The sequence below is a fragment of the Nonomuraea turkmeniaca genome (assembly GCF_005889735.1).
GTDB classification, from domain to species: Bacteria; Actinomycetota; Actinomycetes; order Streptosporangiales; family Streptosporangiaceae; genus Nonomuraea; species Nonomuraea turkmeniaca.
This window is the reverse complement of record NZ_VCKY01000038.1, coordinates 1-17,371: the sequence shown is the minus strand read 5'-3', so window position 1 is coordinate 17,371 and position 17,371 is coordinate 1. Positions and strand designations below refer to the sequence as shown.

The following is a 17,371-nucleotide window of genomic DNA, read 5'->3' as shown; positions in this document are numbered from 1 at the left end:
TCGCGGCCCCGCTCGTCCCCGGTCCGGGTTAGAATTTTGTTCGGTTCTAGCGGAGGAGGCGGCGTGGGCGCGTTCGATCTGAGTGGTAAGCAGGCCTTGGTCACCGGGGCGTCGAAGGGCATCGGGCGGGCCATCGCGCTCGCCTACGCCGAGGCGGGTGCCGACGTCGCGCTCGTGTCCCGGTCCGCCGAGAGCCTCGCCGAGGTCGGCAAGGAGATCGAGGCGCTGGGCCGGCGGGCCGTCGTCATCCCCGCCGACCTCACCGACCGCGACGCCGCCGCCGGCGCCGTGGCGGCGGCCGTCGACGGCCTCGGCCACCTCGACATCCTGGTCAACAACGCCGGCGGGTCCAACTTCATGGTCGAGTTCAAGGACCTGCGGCTGTCCGGCTGGGACAAGCTCATGCGGCTCAACCTCGACTCCGCCATGGTCGTCTGCCACGCGGCCGCCCCGCACCTGCTGGAGCGGCGCGGGGCGTCGGTCATCAACGTGGCGTCGGTGGCCGCGCTCGGCGCCCCCTTCCTCGCCCCGTACGCCGCCGCCAAGGCCGGCCTGGTGGCGCTCACCAAGACGCTCGCCGTGGAGTGGGCGCAGGCCGGCGTACGCGTGAACGCCCTGTGCCCCGGCTGGACGGCCACCGAACTCAACCGGAACCTCTGGGAGGACGAGGCCTCCAGCGCCGCCATGGTCGGCTCCGTGCCGATGCGGCGCTGGGGCACCGTGGAGGAGATGGCCCAGCCGGCGGTCTTCCTGGCCAGCGCGGCGTCGGCGTACATGACCGGCCAGGTCATGTTCATCGACGGAGGCGCCACCGCCATCGGATAGTCGCCTGTTATGTATACGGGATTTGCGAGATATCGCTCAATAGGTAAATTATGGCGATTTGTGCCGTCCCTCCATTGTTACGGATAAGGCACGTTCTGCCGCGCTAGACGTGCTGGACCGCGCTCTCGAGCGACGCAAGCGTGGCGGAGCCCCGACGGCTGCCGAACACATCTCGGGGCTTGCGCCCTATATGGAGTTCCAGGACGCGTTCGACGCGTTTTCATGCGGATCAAGCGGTTCCTTCCCGATGTGCTGGCGGCACGTGCGGACGACGTGTACAAACACGCGGTCGGTCTCGTCAAGGTCCGCAACAGGGTGGCGCATTCGCGGCTGCTCGAGCTGGACGACTTACCCAAGGTGGTCGAGTTCGCGGAAATGCTCGTGCGGGTTCCCGGCTATGAATGGGACAACACCAAGCAGGCCCGCGCAGATGTGAAGAGCAATCCGGGCAACGTGCTCAACGCCACTGCTTCGCTCATCGTGGATCCCGCACCCGACGTGGCGCACAACCTGCCCGCCCCCGACTTCGACGAGACCTCGCTGCTGGGCCGGCGGCAAGAACGGCAGAGGGTCATGCAGGCCATCGACGGCGCATGGCCCGTGATCTCGATCCTCGGCGACGGCGGCGTCGGGAAGACCGCACTGGCGCTGCAGGTCTGCTACGACCTGATCGAGCAGGCCGATTGCCCCTTCGAGGCCCTCGTCTGGGTGACGGCCAAGAACGCGCAGCTCACGTCGCAGGAGATCGTGAGAATCGAAGGCGCCGCCAGGATTCGCTGGGCCTGTTCGCCTCCGCCACGGCGGCCGTGGGCGGCGGACGGGGAGACCACCCGTGGCAGCAAGGTCCTGATCACCAACCGTATCGGAGTACGCACGGAATATCCCATCACGCTCACCGGCATAGGCATCGACGACGCCCGGAAACTCATGCGCATCCTGGGCCGGCGCCGGGGGATCAACTTGCTGACCAGGGCGTCAGACGCGGACCTGATCGCGTGGGCGAACATGATGCGCGGTCATCCGGCCCACATCAAGTGGTTCGTTTCGGGGATTCAAGCCGGTGAGCTCCCGGAGCAGCTGCTGAGTGACGACGGACTGCTGCTGGACTTCTGCATGACAAACGTCTTCCAGTACTTGTCGGAGGACGCCAAGGCCGCCCTCCGGTCCATGATCGTGGTGCCGGGCGCGCACACGCTGGCCGAGCTCGCCTTTCTCAACGAATACGACGCCGCGCGGACGCAGGCCGTCGTCCTGGCGCTCACCACCATCAACTTCGTCTCCCAGGTTTCCCGAGGGGCTTCCAGCACCGCATTGGAACTCAGCGACTTCGCGCGACGCTATTTGCAGAAGACCCTCAGCCCAGTATCACCATGAGTGAGCGCAACCGTCTGATGAACAGGCAGCGCGAGCTGTATGCGGTCGGCGGCGACATTCAGGCCGCACACACGAGGGACCCGTACTCGCCGTTCACGATCAACGTACGCGGTGTGGGGGACTACAACGCGGCACGGAACCTTCGCGAAGCACTTGAACTGACGACGCAGAACCGATTCGAGGAGCGGTCAGCCGCTGCGCCGCGTCGTTCGACCGCACAGCCCCAGCTTGCACAAGGCCATCAGCGACGCCCACCTTCGCCTGGGGGCGCACAGGGAGGCGATGGAAGCGGCCTCGTATGCCATCCGGTCATCGCGGGAAGCCACCGATTCCCGGCGGAACGCCGTCTTCCACCTGATGCGCGCCTGCTCGGAAATCGCGAAACAGGCCGCGGACAGCCGTGAATGGATCCGGCCGGCCGAGGAGGTCGAGTTCGGGGTCGAGGTCGCCGAGAGTCTCGCACCCGCCGACTTCACGGGTGAGGCCCTGGATCTGTGCATGATGGCCGCCTATTTCACGGACTCGGCCGCTCGGGAGGACACCGATGACTACATCGCCAGGAAATGTCGCGAGGTCGTGTCGAGACTGACCGAACGCCGGCGTCGCGTCGATCCGGAGCATCTCGCCCGCAGGATCGGCATTGTCACCAACGTGGTCCACCACAAGGGATTCGGCTTCATGACGTCGGGCCATCAAGACTACTTCTTCCACATCTCCGCGCTTTGGGCCACCGCTACTTCGAGTCCCTTGGTCAGGGCTCGGTTCTTGCCTTCACACCCGGCGAGATGCCCTTGAGTGGGCAACCGAGATCGCGGGACGTCTACTGGGTGGGGTGAATCATCCGGATCCCAGGGAAAGGGGCGGCGTTATGGGAGATATCGGCATACGACATTGAGTGATTGTCGCCGTGAACCGCGTTACCGTGTGATCCGTGCAGCTCTACACGAGATCGGCCGGGACCGGGCTCCCGGTTGTGCTGCTTCACGCGTTCCCGCTGTCCTCGGCCATGTGGCTGGCCCAGCGGGAAGGGCTGGCCAAGGTGTGCCGGGTCATCACCCCCGACCTGCGCGGATTCGGCGGATCGCGGCTGGGCGAGGACGAGCCGTCGCTCGACCTCATGGCCGACGACGTCGCCAGGCTGCTGGACGAGGAGGGCATCGACAGGGCGGTGGTCGGCGGGCTGTCCATGGGCGGCTACGTGACCATGGCGTTCTGCCGTCGGCACCCCGACCGGTTGCTCGGCGCCATCCTGGCCGACACCAAGGCCGGCCCCGACCCGGCTCCGGCGAGGGAGAACAGGGAGCGCATCGCGCAGGCAGTGTTGTCCGAAGGGAGCGACGTGCTGGTCAGCGAGGTGCTGCCGGCGCTCATCGGGCCCACGACCAAGGAGCGGCGCGCGATGGTGTTCGGGCGCGTCAAAGGGCTGGTGCAGTCCGCGCCGCCGGGTGCCGTCGCCTGGGCGCAGCGGGCGATGGCCGCGCGGCCCGACTCGTTCGACACGCTCGGCGCGCTCAAGGTGCCCCTGCTGATCCTCGTGGGCGAGGAGGACGAGCTGGCGCCGCCCGCCGACGCCGAGGCGATGGCGCGGGCCGTGCCCGGCAACGGCCGGTTGGAGGTCATCCCGAAGGCCGGTCATCTGAGCGCGGTGGAGCAGCCGGAGGCGTTCAACGCGGCGGTGGCCGAGTTCCTCAGGACAGAGCTGGGTGGCGTACGGCAGTGACCATCGGGCCCGCCTCTGACGGGCGCCCGGGTCCGCGCCGGAGTCAGGCCTGTGACTGGCGGGGGATGACGACCTCGCGGATGATCAGAGCGATCGCCGCGGCCACCGGGATGGCCAGAAGGGCGCCGACGATGCCCAGCAACGCTCCGCCGAACAACGCGGCGATCACCGTCACGGCAGGCGTCACGTCCACCGAGCGCTTCATCACCCTGGGGTAGATGAGGTAGTTCTCGACCTGCTGGTAGATCACGAAGAAGATCGCGCACGCGATGCCCGCGGGCACCGACTGCAGCAACGCCACGGCGGTCACGAGCACCGCGCCGATCGTGGCGCCCACCAGCGGGATCAGGTCCGTCAGCGCGACGACCAGGGCGAGCGCGAGCGCATACTTGACCCCCGCGACGGACAGGAAGATCCACGTCAGCACGCCCGCGATGACCGAGATCAGCACGTTGCCCGCGACGTAACCACCGATGCCGGTGAGGATCTGCTCGCTGATCGCGCTGGTGCGCACCCGGCGCGAGGACGGTATGAGCTTGAGCAGGTAGTCCTTGATCGTGTGCAGCGAGCCCAGGAAGTAGAGCATGAGGACCAGCAGCGTCACGGTGGTGAACACGCTGTCCAGCACCACGAGCCCCGCGCCCATGATTCCGCTGGCCAGCGACGGCCCGAGCGTACCCGTCACGAACGTCGTGAGCTGCGAGATGATCTTGTACTCGGCGTCGAGCTGCCGCAGTGTCGGATGGTTCTGCAGCTCGTTGAGGTATCCGGGCACCGCCGCGACGAACTCCGTCAGCTCCTGACTCACCGGCGGCACCACTGCCAGCCCGAACAGCGCGAACGCCACGATGACGCCGGCGAACACGATCGAGATCGCGCCCCGCCTGGCCAGGCCCTTGCGCTGTAATGCCTCGACCGCCGGGTTGAGTCCGACGGCCAGGAACATCGCCACCACGACGAGGATGATCGTGCTCAGCGAGTTGACGACCATCTGCCCGATCGCGATCGCCGTCAGCACTCCAAGCCCGCCGACCAGCCCGAACAGGAACGGGCCGCGCGCCAGCGGCTTGCCGGGGAGCCCGAACGGCTGCCCGGCCGGGTCCTCCTGGCTCTCCGCGGTCTCCTTGGGTGCCTCTTCGTCCTCGCGTGCTCCCCGCTCGGCGGCGGCTGCGGGCTCGGCTTCTGTGGACAACGGGACTCCCGGGAGAACGTCGGCGACAAAGCGATGGCGGGCACGGACCCGACACCAAAGACAAAGAGAGAGCCTAGCGACCGTCAGATCGCCAGGCTCTCTCCAGCCGTCACTCGGCCCCCGTGAAACGGATGTCTACTCCTGCCACCACTCCGCGTCGTCCTCGGACTTGGTCTCCACCTTGGGAGCGGGCGCGGGCGCCGGAGCGGAAGCCGGGGCCTCGACCGCGGGTGCGGACGCGGGCGCGGCGATCGCGGGCTTGGGCGGGGCCGCCGCGACCGCGGGCTCCGGCTCCATGCCCGGAAGGGCCGCCCCACCGAGCAGCTGGCGCAGCTGCGCCAGGTGGCTGGTGATGCTGTCGCGCTGGCGGGTGAGCTCGTCGACCTGGCGCTGCATCGCCGTACGGGTGCGGTCGGCCTCGCTCTTCGCCTCGGTGACGATCGTCTCGGCGCTCGACTTGGCGTCGGCCACGATGGTCTCGGCGCTCTTGCGGGCGTTCGCGACGAGCTGCTTGGCGTGCAGGTCGGCCTCGCGGCGGGTCTGCTCGGCCTGCTGGGTGGCCTTCGTGGCCCGCGACTCGGCCGTGGCGGCCCGCTGCTCGGCCTCGGCGACCAGCTTCTGCGTGTGAGCCTGGGCGGTGGCGTGGCGCTCGGCCTCCTGGCGCTCCGCCTCCTCCCGGCGGGCGGCGAGCTGGATCTCGAACTCCGCCTCGTCCTGCGCCCGCTTGGCCTCCGACTCCTCCAGCACCCGCTGAGCCTGCGCACGCATTTCGTCGGCCTGCCGCTTGGCGGTGGTCAGGACCTCGTCGCGCTCGCGCTTGGTCGAGGCCCGCAGCTGGGCGACCTCGCGCTCGGTGGTCGTGCGGAGCTTGGCGATCTCCCGCTCGGCGTCGGCCCGCTTCTCCGCCACCTCGTGGTCGGCCGTGGCCCGCAGCTTGGCGGCCTCGCGCTCGGTGGTGTTGGTCAGCTCGTCGGCCTCCCGGCGGGCGGTCGAGCGGATCTCCTCGGCGTCCCGATCGGCGGCCGTGCGCATCTCGTCGGTCTCCCGCGTGGCCTGGGCGCGCTTCTCGGCGGCCTCGGCCTCGGCGGCGGCACGCAGGTCGGCCGCCTCCACCTTTGCGGCGGCCTTGATCTCGTTGGCCTCGGACCTGGCAGCCTGGACCAGCTCCGTCGCCTGTTCCTCGGCCAGCCGGAGCAACTGCTCGATGCGGGCGCCGAGACCGGAGTAGGTCGGGCGCTCCTGCTCCTGCAGCTGACGCTGGGAGTCGGACAGATCGCGCTGCAGGCTGGTGGCTTGCTCGCGGGCCTGGCGCAGCTCTTGGTCGAGTGTCTTGAGATGATCGTGGACCTGATGCCTGTCGTAACCACGAAGCACCACGTCGAACTCGCGGGCTGGGGCGTCTTCGAAGAAATTATTGAGCTGGGCGTCGATGTCGGACTGCATGGAGGCTCGATCCTGGGTTGTCGAGACGGCTACACGGGGCCGGACGGGGGGTTCGGGGCATCCGATCCAGGAACCTGTGCCTCGCGGCAGGCTCCATGTCCGGGAAGGTCAAGCGTACTCCGCTGGTGCTGCCTGCGAAGCCCCGTCCAATTTTCTGCGTGACTAGTTACATATGAACGTTTTTCTCCGTTTGCTCGGGTCTGGCCGCTTGGACCAACTCCGTCAGCATTCCCCCCACATCCTTCGGATGCAGGAAGGCGATCTGTGAGCCCATCGACCCGTGCCTGGGACGCTCGTCCAGCAGCCTCACACCCTTCTGGTGGATCTTATCCATGGTTTGCGTGACGTCGCGTACACCGAATGCAACATGATGGACGCCCTCGCCCCGCTTGGCGAGGAATTTTCCCACAGGCGAGTCGTCGGAGAGAGGCTCTAGAAGCTGAATGTAGGAGCCCCCGCCTTCGCCGTCGGCGATGTGCAGCATGGCCTCCTTCACTCCCTGCTCCTCGTTGACCTCCCTGGCCACGACGGTGAGCTCGAACGTCTCGGAGAAGAACGCGATCTTCTCCTCCAGGTCGCGGCAGGCGATCCCGATGTGGTCGATCCGCATGAACATGTGTGGCCCACCTCCATAGTCAGCGTCGTCCTACCCGTGGGTATCGTGTCAAAGAAGCCGACGCGCGAGCACAGGAGGCCGTTGTCATGTCCCGTTCCGTCATCGTGGCCGGAGCTCGCACACCTATTGGGAAGCTCCTCGGCGCCCTGTCCGGCCAGTCGGCCGTCGAGCTGGGGGGCATCGCCATCAAGGCCGCGCTGGAGCGGGCCGGCGTGGCGCCGGAGGCAGTCGAGTACGTCATCATGGGCCAGGTCCTTCAGGCCGGCGCCGGCCAGATCCCCTCGCGCCAGGCCGCCGTCAAAGCCGGCATCCCGATGACCGTGCCGTCCATCACGATCAACAAGGTCTGCCTGTCGGGCCTGGACGCGATCGCCCTGGCCGACCAGCTCATCCGCGCCGGCGAGTTCGACATCGTGGTGGCCGGCGGCATGGAGTCCATGACCAACGCCCCCCACCTGCTGCCAGGGCTGCGCAAGGGCGTCAAGTACGGCGGCGCCGACGTGGTCGACTCGATGGCCCACGACGGCCTGTTCTGCGCGTTCGACCAGTGCGCGATGGGGGAGTCGACCGAGCGCTACAACGCCAGGCTCGGCATCGGCCGCGAGGAGCAGGACGACCTGTCGGCGCGCTCCCACCAGCTCGCCGCCGCCGCGATCAAGAACGGCGTCTTCGACGACGAGATCGTCCCGGTGGAGATCCCCCAGCGGCGCGGGGAGCCCGTGGTCGTCAAGGAGGACGAGGGCGTGCGCGGCGACACCACGGCGGAGACGCTGGCCAAGCTCCGCCCCGCCTTCGCCGCCGACGGCACCATCACGGCCGGCTCGGCCTCCCAGATCTCCGACGGCGCCTGCGCGGTGGTCGTCATGTCCAAGGCGAAGGCCGAGGAGCTCGGCCTGGAGTGGCTCGCGGAGATCGGCAGGCACGGCAACGTGGCGGGCCCGGACGCCTCACTCCAGTCCCAGCCGGCGAACGCGATCAAGCAGGCCATGGCCAAGCAGGGCGTGACGGCCGGTGACCTGGACCTGATCGAGATCAACGAGGCGTTCGCGAGCGTGGTCCTGCAGTCGGCGAAGGAACTGGGCGTGCCGCTGGACAAGGTGAACGTCAACGGCGGCGGCATCGCCCTGGGCCACCCGATCGGAGCGTCGGGCGCGAGGATCGTGCTGACGCTGGCGCACGAGCTGAAGCGCAGGGGTGGCGGCCTGGGCGCGGCCGGCCTGTGCGGCGGCGGCGGCCAGGGTGACGCCCTCCTCATCACCGTCCCCAAGCCGTAGTCTTCCGGCCGCTTGGAGCCGCACCCGCGCGTTGCGATCTCGGTGATGTAAAAAATTCTAGACATGATGTCTGTGCTGCTTTACATTGGTGGCATGGCATCGGAAGAGAAACGCGCGTGGATCATGGTGGTGGTCTCGGTCGCCGGGTACGGGATCTACCTCGCGATCATTCTCGGCAGGGCGGGCCCGACCCCGCTCACCGAGGTGTCGTACGTGGCGCCGTTGTTGTGGAGCATCGGCGGCGCGTGCCTGGCGTCGATCGTGTTGTTCATCGTGTTCAGCCTGGCCTCGCCCGCCGACGTCGGTAAGAAGGACCAGCGCGACCGCGAGATCCACCGGTACGGCGAGTACGCCGGCCAGTCGTTCCTCGTCGCCGGCGCGATCGCGGCGCTCGTCATGGCGATGGCCGAGTGGAACCACTTCTGGATCGCCAACACGCTCTACCTGGCGTTCGTTCTGTCGGCCGTGCTCGGCTCCACGCTCAAGATCATCGCTTATCGCCGAGGGCTCCCGGCATGGTGAAGTCCACGAAGGTCACGAACTCCATCCGCGCCCTGCGGTTCGCGCACGGCGAGATGACGCAGGCCGAGCTGGCCGACCGCGTCGGTGTCACCAGGCAGACCATCATCGCCATCGAACAGAGCCGTTACTCGCCTTCTCTGGAGGTGGCGTTCCAGATCGCGCGGGTGTTCGGCGTGCCGCTCGACGACGTGTTCCAGTACCCGGACCTCGAACAGGAGAAATCATGAAGGCGATCACCCGGAGCGGGTACGGCTCGGCCGACGTCCTCGGCCTCAGTGAGGTCGACGATCCGGTGCCCGGCGACGACGACGTGCTGTTACGTGTCCGCGCGGCCGGTGTCGACATGGGCGTCTGGCACATGCTGGAGGGTGTGCCGTACCTCATGCGCGTCGCCACCGGTCTGCGCGCGCCAAGGAGCCCCTGGATGGGCGGCGACGTCGCGGGGGAGGTGGTGGCCGTCGGCGCCGGCGTCACCAGGTTCGCGGCGGGCGACCGGGTGTTCGGCACGTGCGGCGGCGCCTACGCCGAGCTCGCGCGCACCCCGCAGGACAGGCTCGCGCCGATCCCGGAGAACGTGACGTTCGAGCAGGCGGCGGCGCTGCCGACGTCGGGGATGACCGCGCTGATGGCGCTGCGCGACGTCGGGCGCGTGCGGAGGGGGCAGCGGGTCCTGGTCATCGGCGCCGGCGGGGGTGTGGGGACGTTCGCGGTGCAGCTGGCCAAGGTGTTCGGCGCGGAGGTCACCGGCGTGTGCAGCACGTCCAAGGTGGCGCTCGTACGGTCGATCGGCGCGGTCGACGTCATCGACTACACCGAGGAGGACTTCGCCGACGGCAAGCGCCACTACGACCTCATCCTGGACACCGCGGGCAACCGCTCGCTGTCCCATCTCAGGCGGGCGCTCACCCTTCGCGGGACGTTCGTCATCATCGGCGGCGAAGGGGGCGGCCGGTGGCTGTCGGGGATGGATCGGCTGCTCCGCACGGTCCTGCTCGGGCCGTTCACCCGCCAGAGGCTGCGCGGCGTCTTCGCCTTTCCCAAGCGGGAGAGCCTGGAGACTCTGGCGGAGCTGGCGGGGGACGGAAAGATCGTGCCTGTGGTCGAGAAGACGTACTCGCTGGGCGACGTGCCGGAGGCAATCCGCGAGCTCGCCAAGGGCCACGCGCGCGGCAAGATGGTCATCACCGTGTGAGACGGGCCCCGGACGGCGCGATGCCCCGGTCCGACCAGGGACCGGGGCTCGGTAACGCATCACCCGTCGCCGAGACCAGGAATTCGGCTCCGAGCGGCCCCCTTACGGGGGCTGTTCAGCCCGGCCGCGAGGGAGGATGCGGCCGGGCTGCTTGTGGGCGGTCATGACGCGAGGAGCTTGGCGAAGATCGAGCGGTGACGGCGCTCGGACCGCGAGCCCTTCGCGACCTCGCGGACGCGCCGGTGCTCGGCGGCGGCCCGGCGAAGTTCGGAGGCGCGGTGCTGCATGATCGAGTATTCGAGTTCGGCGTTCATCCGAGTGCTCCTGTGCTGAGTGCGTTGCCTTTGTCTGCACTCTTAAAACTCCTCCTAAGGCCCTCCCCGGCACATCGGGCGTATGCCTTATCTCCGGGCGTATGGCCATCTCGGGGGGTACTTAGGTGCGTGCACAGGGGCCTAAGGCGGCTGTGAGAGCGGCCTAGGGCTCATCGGTGAACTTGACCGTGACCTTCGTGAAACCGAGCGACTTGAGCATGCCCGAGAGCATCGCCTTGGTGTTGGCGTCGGCCCTCGCCCGCAGGTCGCTGGCCACCGCCGCCTCGGTGATCTTCTTCTCGGCGAGCAGGTAGAGCTCGCGCTGGTCGCCCGGGGAGCCCGACAGGAAGTCCTGGACGCGGTCGAACAGGCCGCGCTGCTGCGCGAACACGTACGAGCGGTTGTTGTCCAGGTTCGGCTTCTCCAACTGGGCGCGCGGGAGGCGGATGGTCGCCTCGGTACGGTCCTCCGAGACCGTCACCGCGTTCGTCGCCATGGCGGAGAAGTCGACGTACGCGTCCACACCGCCGGCCCCGACGAACAACGTCCTGGTGCCTTTGATCGCGTCGGGCAGGAAGTTCGCGTCCTTCTCCAGGTCCACGACCACCTGGAAGTTCCCCGTCGCGGCCTCGAACCGGCTCAGATCCTTGATCGACTGCAGCAGCACCGGCTGGCTGCGGTCGATGGTCTGTTCGCCCATCGGGTTGAGCCAGGTCCAGGCCAGGCGGCCGGCCACCACGAGCAGAACCGTCAGGACCAGGAAACCCGCCACATATCGCCACCTGCGGCGCCGCCCGGGAATGACCTCGGGCGACGTCGTACGGGAAGTCGTCATGCCCGCATGACTACCCGCTGGCCGATCATCATTGCCAGCTGTTTGGTGACATCTCCGATTCCGCCACGACTGCGGGTCCCCACCCAGAGCCGGACATGCCGGGCGCCCACCCGGCCTCGGACGTCATCCGCGACCAGCTGCGCTGTCCACCGCCCTGCTGCCGCCCATGGCCCGGCGACCCGCTCCCGTCCCGGGCGCCGGCCCCGCCGCCCGGCGACTCGTCGGCCGGGGCGCCCAGTGCCTGGGCACCAGGCCCGCCGCCAGGCGACCCATCGGCTGGGCCGCTCAGCGCCCGGCCGGCGGGCCCGCCATGCGGTCCGCTGCCTCGCACACCGTGCGGCCCGGCGCCTTGCCCACCGTGGGATCCACCGTGGGGCCCACCGTTGTGACCGGCGTACGGCATGGTGCTCTGCCCGCCGTGTGCCCCGCCCCCATACGACCCGCCCTGTGACCCGGCGCCCTGCGACGTGTGCGACGCCCACCCGGCGGTCGGCGCGCCCGGCGTCGCCCATCCCGCCGCGACCGGCGTGGCACCGGCCGTCCCGGACGGGCCGGCGGCACGTGCCGCGCCCCCGGCCGTGTGCCCCGGTCCGGGCGCCGCGCCGCCGTCCGCGAACGACTGCCCGGGCGGCGTCCATTGCGCGGCGGCCTGCGGCGGCGTCCACCCCGTCGCGGCGCCCGGCCCCAGCGTGCCGGGGACCGTGCTCGCCGTCGGCGTGCCCGAGGGGTCCGGGTACACCGGATACACCTGGGTGGATTCCGGCATCGGTCGTACCGACGGCGACGCCAGCTGGGGCCGCGCCGGGCCGCCGCCGAAGTGCGTGCTCGACAGCCCGCAGTTCTGGAAGTCGCTGTAGAACATCCGCAACCACTCCCGCCGTTGGTGCTCGCTCAGCCACGAGAACCACGACGCCGCGTACTGGTGCTCCGGCAGCGGCCCACCGGGCAGCGGCTCCCCGCGCAGCCAGGCCATCACGATCTCCCGGTAGCCCTCCGCCACCGTGCCGGGGCACTTGGCGGCCAGCGACTCGATGTACTCGTACGCCGCCTCCTCCGCGAACCCCGCGGAGAGATCGGGCACGTGAATCGGCGCCAGCCCGCTCGACGGCTTCAGCTGGTCGCCCAGCGGCCGCTGCTCCACCCGCGTGAACGCCGCCGGCGTCCCGGCCAGCCGCGAGGCGATCTGCGTGAACGCCGCCCCCAGCTCGGTCAGCCCCGCCCGCATCCCCGGATGAACACACACCGTGATCGGCCACTCCTGGCAGCTGTACGCGATGTCCTCGGCCGCGGCCGGCCGGGTCTGCGTCAGCACCCGCGACACACCCATCCCCGCGGCCAGCACCGCCAGCAGCGCGCACGCCAGCACCAGCGCCTGCCGCGTCACCAGCGCCGCCCAGCCGAGCAGCAGCGCCGCGGTGATGCCCAGCAGCCAGATCGTCTGGTCGAAGAACGGCGCCCCGCTCAGCCCCTGGAACAGGTCGTACGGCTCACCGGTGCCGGGCGCCAGCTTGTCCGCCCAGCCCCGGTCGTCGGCCAGCCACGAGAACGCTCCGTAGCAGGCCAGCCCGGCCAGCGGCGGCGTGAACGACCTGGGCAGCACCCATCCGGCCACCCACCCGATCACCGAGTACAGCGCCAGCCCCGCCATGCCCATGCCCAGCCCCGACAGGCTCAGCCGGCCCGCCTGGTCGGTCAGCACCGTCTTGACCGCCAGCACCAGCACCGTCGCCCCGAACGACCCGAGAACCACCACCACGATCGCCAGCGGCGCCTTGAGCGCCCGCCACGTCGTGAGCGAGCGGCCGCGTAGCGCCCTGCGCTTACGCAACGCCACCCATGCGGCGAAGGCCGCGGCCACGGGTCCGGTCAACCGGAGCGAGCCGATGACCGCGGCCACGATGTTCTCCCACGCGTCGACGCCTGGAATGAGGATGTTCCACGCCGCTACCAGGCCGACAGCCAGCAGCACGGCAACCGTGACGGCCGCGCTCTGTTTCAGCTCCTCCCGTGAAACGCCCGCGTGATCACGCACACTTAGTCCCGTTGCATTTCATCAAGCACCCCCGTGCCCCTCGGCAAGACGGAAACGATCAGTCCAGCCGGTCCCCACAGGCTGATCGACTTGGCTTCCGCGTCACCATACGTACGAGAACCATAACTGAGCGTGATGGTTGACGTCCGGATTCTTGGTCAAGCGAGAAGGCCTGTCGCTCCAGGTAGTCGGAACGAAACGGGACGACAGGCGCGCTACCGTATCGCTGTGTCCCAGCCGAAGCCGCTCAACCTGCCGTTCGACCCCATCGACCGCGCCGCGGAGAGCTGGCGCGCGCACTTCGGGCCCTCTGCCGCCATGGCGGCCGTGACCTCGATCATGAGAGCGCATCAGATCCTGCTGTCGCAGCTCGACTCGCTACTGAAGCCCTATGACCTGACCTTCGCCCGATACGAGGCGCTGGTCCTGCTGACCTTCAGCAGGACAGGGGCGCTCCCGCTGTCGAAGATCGGCGAACGGCTCATGGTCCATCCCACGAGTGTCACGAACACCGTGGACAGGCTGGAGAAATCCGGATTCGTCTGCCGCCTCCCCAACCCGCGCGACGGGCGCGGCGTGCTGGCCGAGATCACGCCCGCGGGCAGGGAGGTCGTACGCCGGGCCACCAGCGACCTGATGGCCGCCGAATTCGGCCTCGGCATGTACGCCGAGAACGAACTCCACCAGATGTTCGACCAGCTGCGCACGCTCAGGGTGGCGGCGGGTGACTTCGCGGGCCCGTCCATACGGCAAGATGAAGAGCATGGCGGACTTCTCTAGGCCCGGGTCGCTCTACGGAGCGGTGGATCTGGGCGCGCGCAAGCAGGCACTGGAGGCGCAGGCCCGGCGGGAGGCGGCAGGTCCCCAGGCGGGTGCTCCAGGCTCGATCGTCGACGTGACCGAGGAGACCTTCACGACCGACGTCATCGACCGGTCCATGAGGGTGCCGGTCGTCCTCGACCTCTGGTCTCCCCGGGCACCGGGCAGCGCTCAGCTGAGCCCGGTGCTGGAGAAGGTCGTCGGCGACCTGGGCGGCCGGGCCGTGCTGGCCAAGGTCAACGTGGACGCCAGCCCGCAGATCGCTCAGGCGCTGCGCGTGCAGGCCGTCCCCACCGTGCTGGCCATCTTCCAGGGGCAGGCGGTCACCGGCTTCCAGCAGGTGCTCCCCGAGCAGGAGGTGCGCCGCTGGCTCGACGAGCTGATGGGCGCGGTCGAGCAGTTCTACGAGGCCAACCCCGATGCCCGGCCGCCCGCGGCCGGCGAAGAGGAGGCGGCGCCCGCGGGCCCGCCCACCGACCCCGACCTGGCCGCCGCGGAGCAGGCGATCGAGAGCGGCGACCTCGACGCGGCCGCGGAGGCCTACCAGCGGCTGCTGGCCCGCGCGCCCGGCGACGAGGACGCCAAGATGGGCCTGGCCGGTGTCAATCTGATCAAGCGCGCGGAGAGTGCCGACCCCGCCGACGTCCAGCGGCGCCTGCAGGACCCGGCCGACATCGACGCGCACCTGCTCGCCGCCGACCTGGAGATGTTGTCGGGCCAGGTGGACGAGGCGTTCGACCGCGTCATCGCCGTGGTCAAGCGCACGTCGGGTGACGAGCGGGACAAGGCGAGGCGTCATTTGCTCGGCCTGTTCGACGCGTTGCCCGCCGACGACCCATCTTTGGTGAAAGCGCGTAGAGCTTTGGCGAGCGCCCTGTTCTAACCTGGGGATATGCGGGTCGTCACCATATCGGCGACATACGGCACGGCCGGGAGCCAGATCGGCCCGGCCGTGGCCGAGCGCCTCGGCGTGCCATTCGTCGACCGGGCCATTCCCAGTGCCGTCGCCCAGGAGCTCGGCTGCACGCTGGAGGAGGCGCTCGCGCACGACGACCGTGCGGAGCACGGCCTCGGCAGGCTGTTGTCGGGGGCGATGCGGCTTCCGACGGTCACGTTCGGCGGCGTGGACATGTATGTTCCCGGCGCGATGCCGCTCGCGCCCGAGGAGTTCGTCCGCCGCACCGAGCGCATGATGAGGGAGACCGCCCGCATTCAGGGTGGCGTCTTCCTGGGCCGGGCCGGCGCGGTGGTCCTCGCCGAGCACCCCGGCGCGCTGCACGTCCGGCTCGACGCCCCGGTCAAACGCCGGATCCGGCAGACGGCCACGCTGGGCGAGGTCAGCGAGCGCGAAGCCCGCCGGATCATCGAGGACAACGACCGGGCCAGGATGGCCTACTGGCGCACCTTCTACCGCACTGATCCGTCGGACGCGTGTCAATATCATCTGGTCGTGGACAGCACCACGATCCCCGTTCCGACGTGCGTCGACCTGATCGCCACGGCAGCCGAGGCACTGGATTGACCTAACGCCCCCTAACATGGGAGGACTTCTTGGTCAGTCCCGAAGGAGCGATTGACGTGGCGACCGTCCCTAGTGTGTCGTACTCCATCACCGTGCGGCTCGAGGTGCCCGCAGGCGGCAAGGCCGTCAGCCTGCTCACCCACGCCGTAGAGACCGCCGGGGGCGTGGTCACCGCTCTCGACGTCACCACCGCGGGCCACGAAAAGCTCCGCATCGACGTGACCTGCGCCGCCAGGGACACCGACCACGCCCAGGCCATCGTCGACCAGCTCGAGGCCGTCGAGGGCGTCGTCATCCACAAGGTGTCCGACCGCACGTTCCTCATGCACCTCGGCGGCAAGATCGAGATGGTGTCGAAGGTGCCGCTGCGTAACCGCGACGAGCTGTCGATGGCGTACACGCCGGGCGTGGCCCGCGTGTCGATGGCGATCGCACGCAACAAGGAGGACGCGCGGCGCCTGACCATCAAGCGCAACACCGTGGCCGTCGTCACGGACGGGTCGGCCGTGCTCGGGCTGGGCAACATCGGCCCCGAGGCGGCGCTGCCGGTCATGGAGGGCAAGGCGGCGCTGTTCAAACGGTTCGCGGGCATCGACGCCTGGCCGATCTGCCTGGACACGCAGGACGTGGACGAGATCGTCCGCACCGTGCAGGTGATCGCGCCCGGATTCGGCGGGATCAACCTGGAGGACATCGGGGCGCCGCGCTGCTTCGAGGTGGAGCGTCGGCTGCGCGAGCTGCTCGACATCCCCGTCTTCCACGACGACCAGCACGGGACCGCGATCTGCGTGCTGGCGGCGCTGACCAACGCGCTGCGGGTCGTGAACAAGAGCCTCGAGACCGTCAAGATCACCATGGCCGGCGCGGGTGCGGCGGGCAACGCCGTGCTGCGGCTGCTGCTGGCGGCGGGCGCGCGTAACCTGATCGTCTGCGACTACCTGGGGGCGGTGCACAAGGGGCGCGACGACCTCGACGAGTCGCTGCGGTGGATCGCCGAGCACACCAACGCCGAAGGGTACGCCGGGGACCTGCGGGGGGCGGTCAAGGGTGCCGACGTGTTCGTCGGGGTGTCCGCGCCGGGGATCCTGACCGGGGACGACATCGCGACCATGACCGACGACGCGGTGGTGTTCGCGCTGGCCAATCCGGAGCCTGAGGTGTCGCCAGACGACGCGCGGGAGCACGCGGCCGTGGTGGCCACCGGGCGGTCCGACTACCCCAACCAGATCAACAACGTGCTGGCTTTCCCCGGTGTCTTCCGGGGGCTGCTGGATGCCCAGGCGGGTGGGGTGACGCAGGAGATGTTGCTGGCGGCGGCCCGTGCGTTGGCGGCGGTCGTCACGCCGGAGGAGCTGGGGCCCAACTACATCGTTCCCAGCGTGTTCCACCCGGACGTCGCGGGGGCGGTTGCCGCCGCCGTCCGCGAGTCCGCGGGCGGCCGGGCGAGAGGCTTCACAGAAGCCTGAGGACTTCCTTCTTTACGGGGGCCGCCGGTGCGCCGGACGCCCCGCCGCATGCCTCCCGCCGCACCGGCGCGTGAAGGCCCATGCGCGTGTCTGCCCGTGCGGGCGTGTGACCTGGGGCGGTGTAGGGGTGCCGTAAGCGGGGGCTCCCGGTGTGCGGGGCGTGCGTTGCGAAGGCTGAGGGCCTAGGGGGCTGGTTGGCGCCCCTATGGGGGAGCTGTCTCTTAT

18 protein-coding genes are annotated in these 17,371 nt (G+C 69.4%); 12 read left to right on the top strand and 6 right to left on the bottom strand.

From position 1 onward, the window contains the following. The first annotated feature begins 63 nt into the window (after positions 1 to 63). From ETD86_RS13920 to ETD86_RS13905, 4 genes are all read left to right on the top strand, one after another. Positions 64 to 825, top strand: a complete 762-nt coding sequence (locus tag ETD86_RS13920) for an SDR family NAD(P)-dependent oxidoreductase (protein WP_138666565.1) — start codon at positions 64 to 66, stop codon at positions 823 to 825. A 222-nt stretch (positions 826 to 1,047) separates the two neighbouring features. Next, positions 1,048 to 2,199 (top strand): NB-ARC domain-containing protein, encoded by a 1,152-nt coding sequence (locus ETD86_RS13915; protein ID WP_138666564.1) that lies wholly within the window; start codon positions 1,048 to 1,050, stop codon positions 2,197 to 2,199. A 357-nt stretch (positions 2,200 to 2,556) separates the two neighbouring features. Next, entirely contained in the window at positions 2,557 to 2,994 is a 438-nt protein-coding gene (locus ETD86_RS13910) for a cold-shock protein (RefSeq protein ID WP_138666563.1), read from the top strand. A gap of 136 nt (positions 2,995 to 3,130) precedes the next feature. Beyond that, positions 3,131 to 3,919, top strand: a complete 789-nt coding sequence (locus tag ETD86_RS13905; protein ID WP_138666562.1) for an alpha/beta fold hydrolase — start codon at positions 3,131 to 3,133, stop codon at positions 3,917 to 3,919. 43 nt (positions 3,920 to 3,962) lie between these two features. Here ETD86_RS13905 and ETD86_RS13900 read toward each other — a convergent pair whose 3' ends face one another. From ETD86_RS13900 to mce, 3 genes are all read right to left on the bottom strand, one after another. Continuing rightward, on the bottom strand, positions 3,963 to 5,111 hold the full coding sequence (locus ETD86_RS13900) for an AI-2E family transporter (RefSeq protein ID WP_138666561.1): 1,149 nt from the start codon (positions 5,109 to 5,111) through the stop codon (positions 3,963 to 3,965). A 135-nt stretch (positions 5,112 to 5,246) separates the two neighbouring features. Beyond that, complete coding sequence (locus ETD86_RS13895) at positions 5,247 to 6,554, bottom strand: DivIVA domain-containing protein (protein WP_138666560.1); 1,308 nt, start codon at positions 6,552 to 6,554, stop codon at positions 5,247 to 5,249. A gap of 166 nt (positions 6,555 to 6,720) precedes the next feature. Next, positions 6,721 to 7,170 carry a methylmalonyl-CoA epimerase gene (mce, locus tag ETD86_RS13890; RefSeq protein WP_138666559.1) on the bottom strand — a complete coding sequence of 150 codons (450 nt, stop codon included), beginning with the start codon at positions 7,168 to 7,170 and terminating at the stop codon, positions 6,721 to 6,723. A gap of 86 nt (positions 7,171 to 7,256) precedes the next feature. Between mce and ETD86_RS13885 the strand changes: the two genes are divergently transcribed. The 4 genes from ETD86_RS13885 (at position 7,257) to ETD86_RS13870 (ending at position 10,158) form a co-directional block, all read left to right on the top strand. After that, on the top strand, positions 7,257 to 8,444 hold the full coding sequence (locus ETD86_RS13885; protein ID WP_138666558.1) for an acetyl-CoA C-acetyltransferase: 1,188 nt from the start codon (positions 7,257 to 7,259) through the stop codon (positions 8,442 to 8,444). A gap of 93 nt (positions 8,445 to 8,537) precedes the next feature. After that, the gene (locus ETD86_RS13880; protein ID WP_138666557.1) at positions 8,538 to 8,966 is read left to right on the top strand and encodes a hypothetical protein; all 429 of its coding nucleotides are present in this window, start codon (positions 8,538 to 8,540) and stop codon (positions 8,964 to 8,966) included. Continuing rightward, a complete protein-coding gene (locus ETD86_RS13875; RefSeq protein ID WP_138666556.1) occupies positions 8,960 to 9,193 on the top strand; it encodes a helix-turn-helix transcriptional regulator in 234 nt (77 codons plus the stop codon). The genes ETD86_RS13880 and ETD86_RS13875 overlap by 7 nt, the downstream gene beginning before the upstream one ends. After that, positions 9,190 to 10,158, top strand: coding sequence for an NAD(P)-dependent alcohol dehydrogenase (locus ETD86_RS13870; protein ID WP_138666555.1), 969 nt, complete (start codon positions 9,190 to 9,192; stop codon positions 10,156 to 10,158). Before ETD86_RS13875 ends, ETD86_RS13870 begins: the two co-directional genes overlap by 4 nt. 161 nt (positions 10,159 to 10,319) lie before the next feature. On the opposite strand, the gene ETD86_RS55085 is transcribed toward ETD86_RS13870, so the two are convergent. The 3 genes from ETD86_RS55085 to ETD86_RS13860 form a co-directional block, all read right to left on the bottom strand. Then, positions 10,320 to 10,472, bottom strand: a complete 153-nt coding sequence (locus ETD86_RS55085; protein WP_170223070.1) for a hypothetical protein — start codon at positions 10,470 to 10,472, stop codon at positions 10,320 to 10,322. A gap of 163 nt (positions 10,473 to 10,635) precedes the next feature. Continuing rightward, the gene (locus tag ETD86_RS13865) at positions 10,636 to 11,307 is read right to left on the bottom strand and encodes a DUF4230 domain-containing protein (protein WP_138666554.1); all 672 of its coding nucleotides are present in this window, start codon (positions 11,305 to 11,307) and stop codon (positions 10,636 to 10,638) included. Between the two features lie 28 nt (positions 11,308 to 11,335). Further along, positions 11,336 to 13,339 carry a hypothetical protein gene (locus ETD86_RS13860; RefSeq protein WP_211370030.1) on the bottom strand — a complete coding sequence of 668 codons (2,004 nt, stop codon included), beginning with the start codon at positions 13,337 to 13,339 and terminating at the stop codon, positions 11,336 to 11,338. A gap of 228 nt (positions 13,340 to 13,567) precedes the next feature. Between ETD86_RS13860 and ETD86_RS13855 the strand changes: the two genes are divergently transcribed. The 4 genes from ETD86_RS13855 to ETD86_RS13840 are packed head-to-tail and all read left to right on the top strand — an operon-like array spanning position 13,568 to position 17,146. Beyond that, on the top strand, positions 13,568 to 14,119 hold the full coding sequence (locus ETD86_RS13855) for a MarR family winged helix-turn-helix transcriptional regulator (RefSeq protein ID WP_246147895.1): 552 nt from the start codon (positions 13,568 to 13,570) through the stop codon (positions 14,117 to 14,119). Beyond that, positions 14,103 to 15,041, top strand: coding sequence for a tetratricopeptide repeat protein (locus ETD86_RS13850; protein WP_138666553.1), 939 nt, complete (start codon positions 14,103 to 14,105; stop codon positions 15,039 to 15,041). Before ETD86_RS13855 ends, ETD86_RS13850 begins: the two co-directional genes overlap by 17 nt. 9 nt (positions 15,042 to 15,050) lie before the next feature. Beyond that, positions 15,051 to 15,680, top strand: a complete 630-nt coding sequence (locus ETD86_RS13845) for a cytidylate kinase-like family protein (protein WP_138666552.1) — start codon at positions 15,051 to 15,053, stop codon at positions 15,678 to 15,680. Between the two features lie 56 nt (positions 15,681 to 15,736). Then, positions 15,737 to 17,146 carry an NAD-dependent malic enzyme gene (locus ETD86_RS13840; protein ID WP_138666551.1) on the top strand — a complete coding sequence of 470 codons (1,410 nt, stop codon included), beginning with the start codon at positions 15,737 to 15,739 and terminating at the stop codon, positions 17,144 to 17,146. Positions 17,147 to 17,371 lie beyond the last annotated feature (225 nt).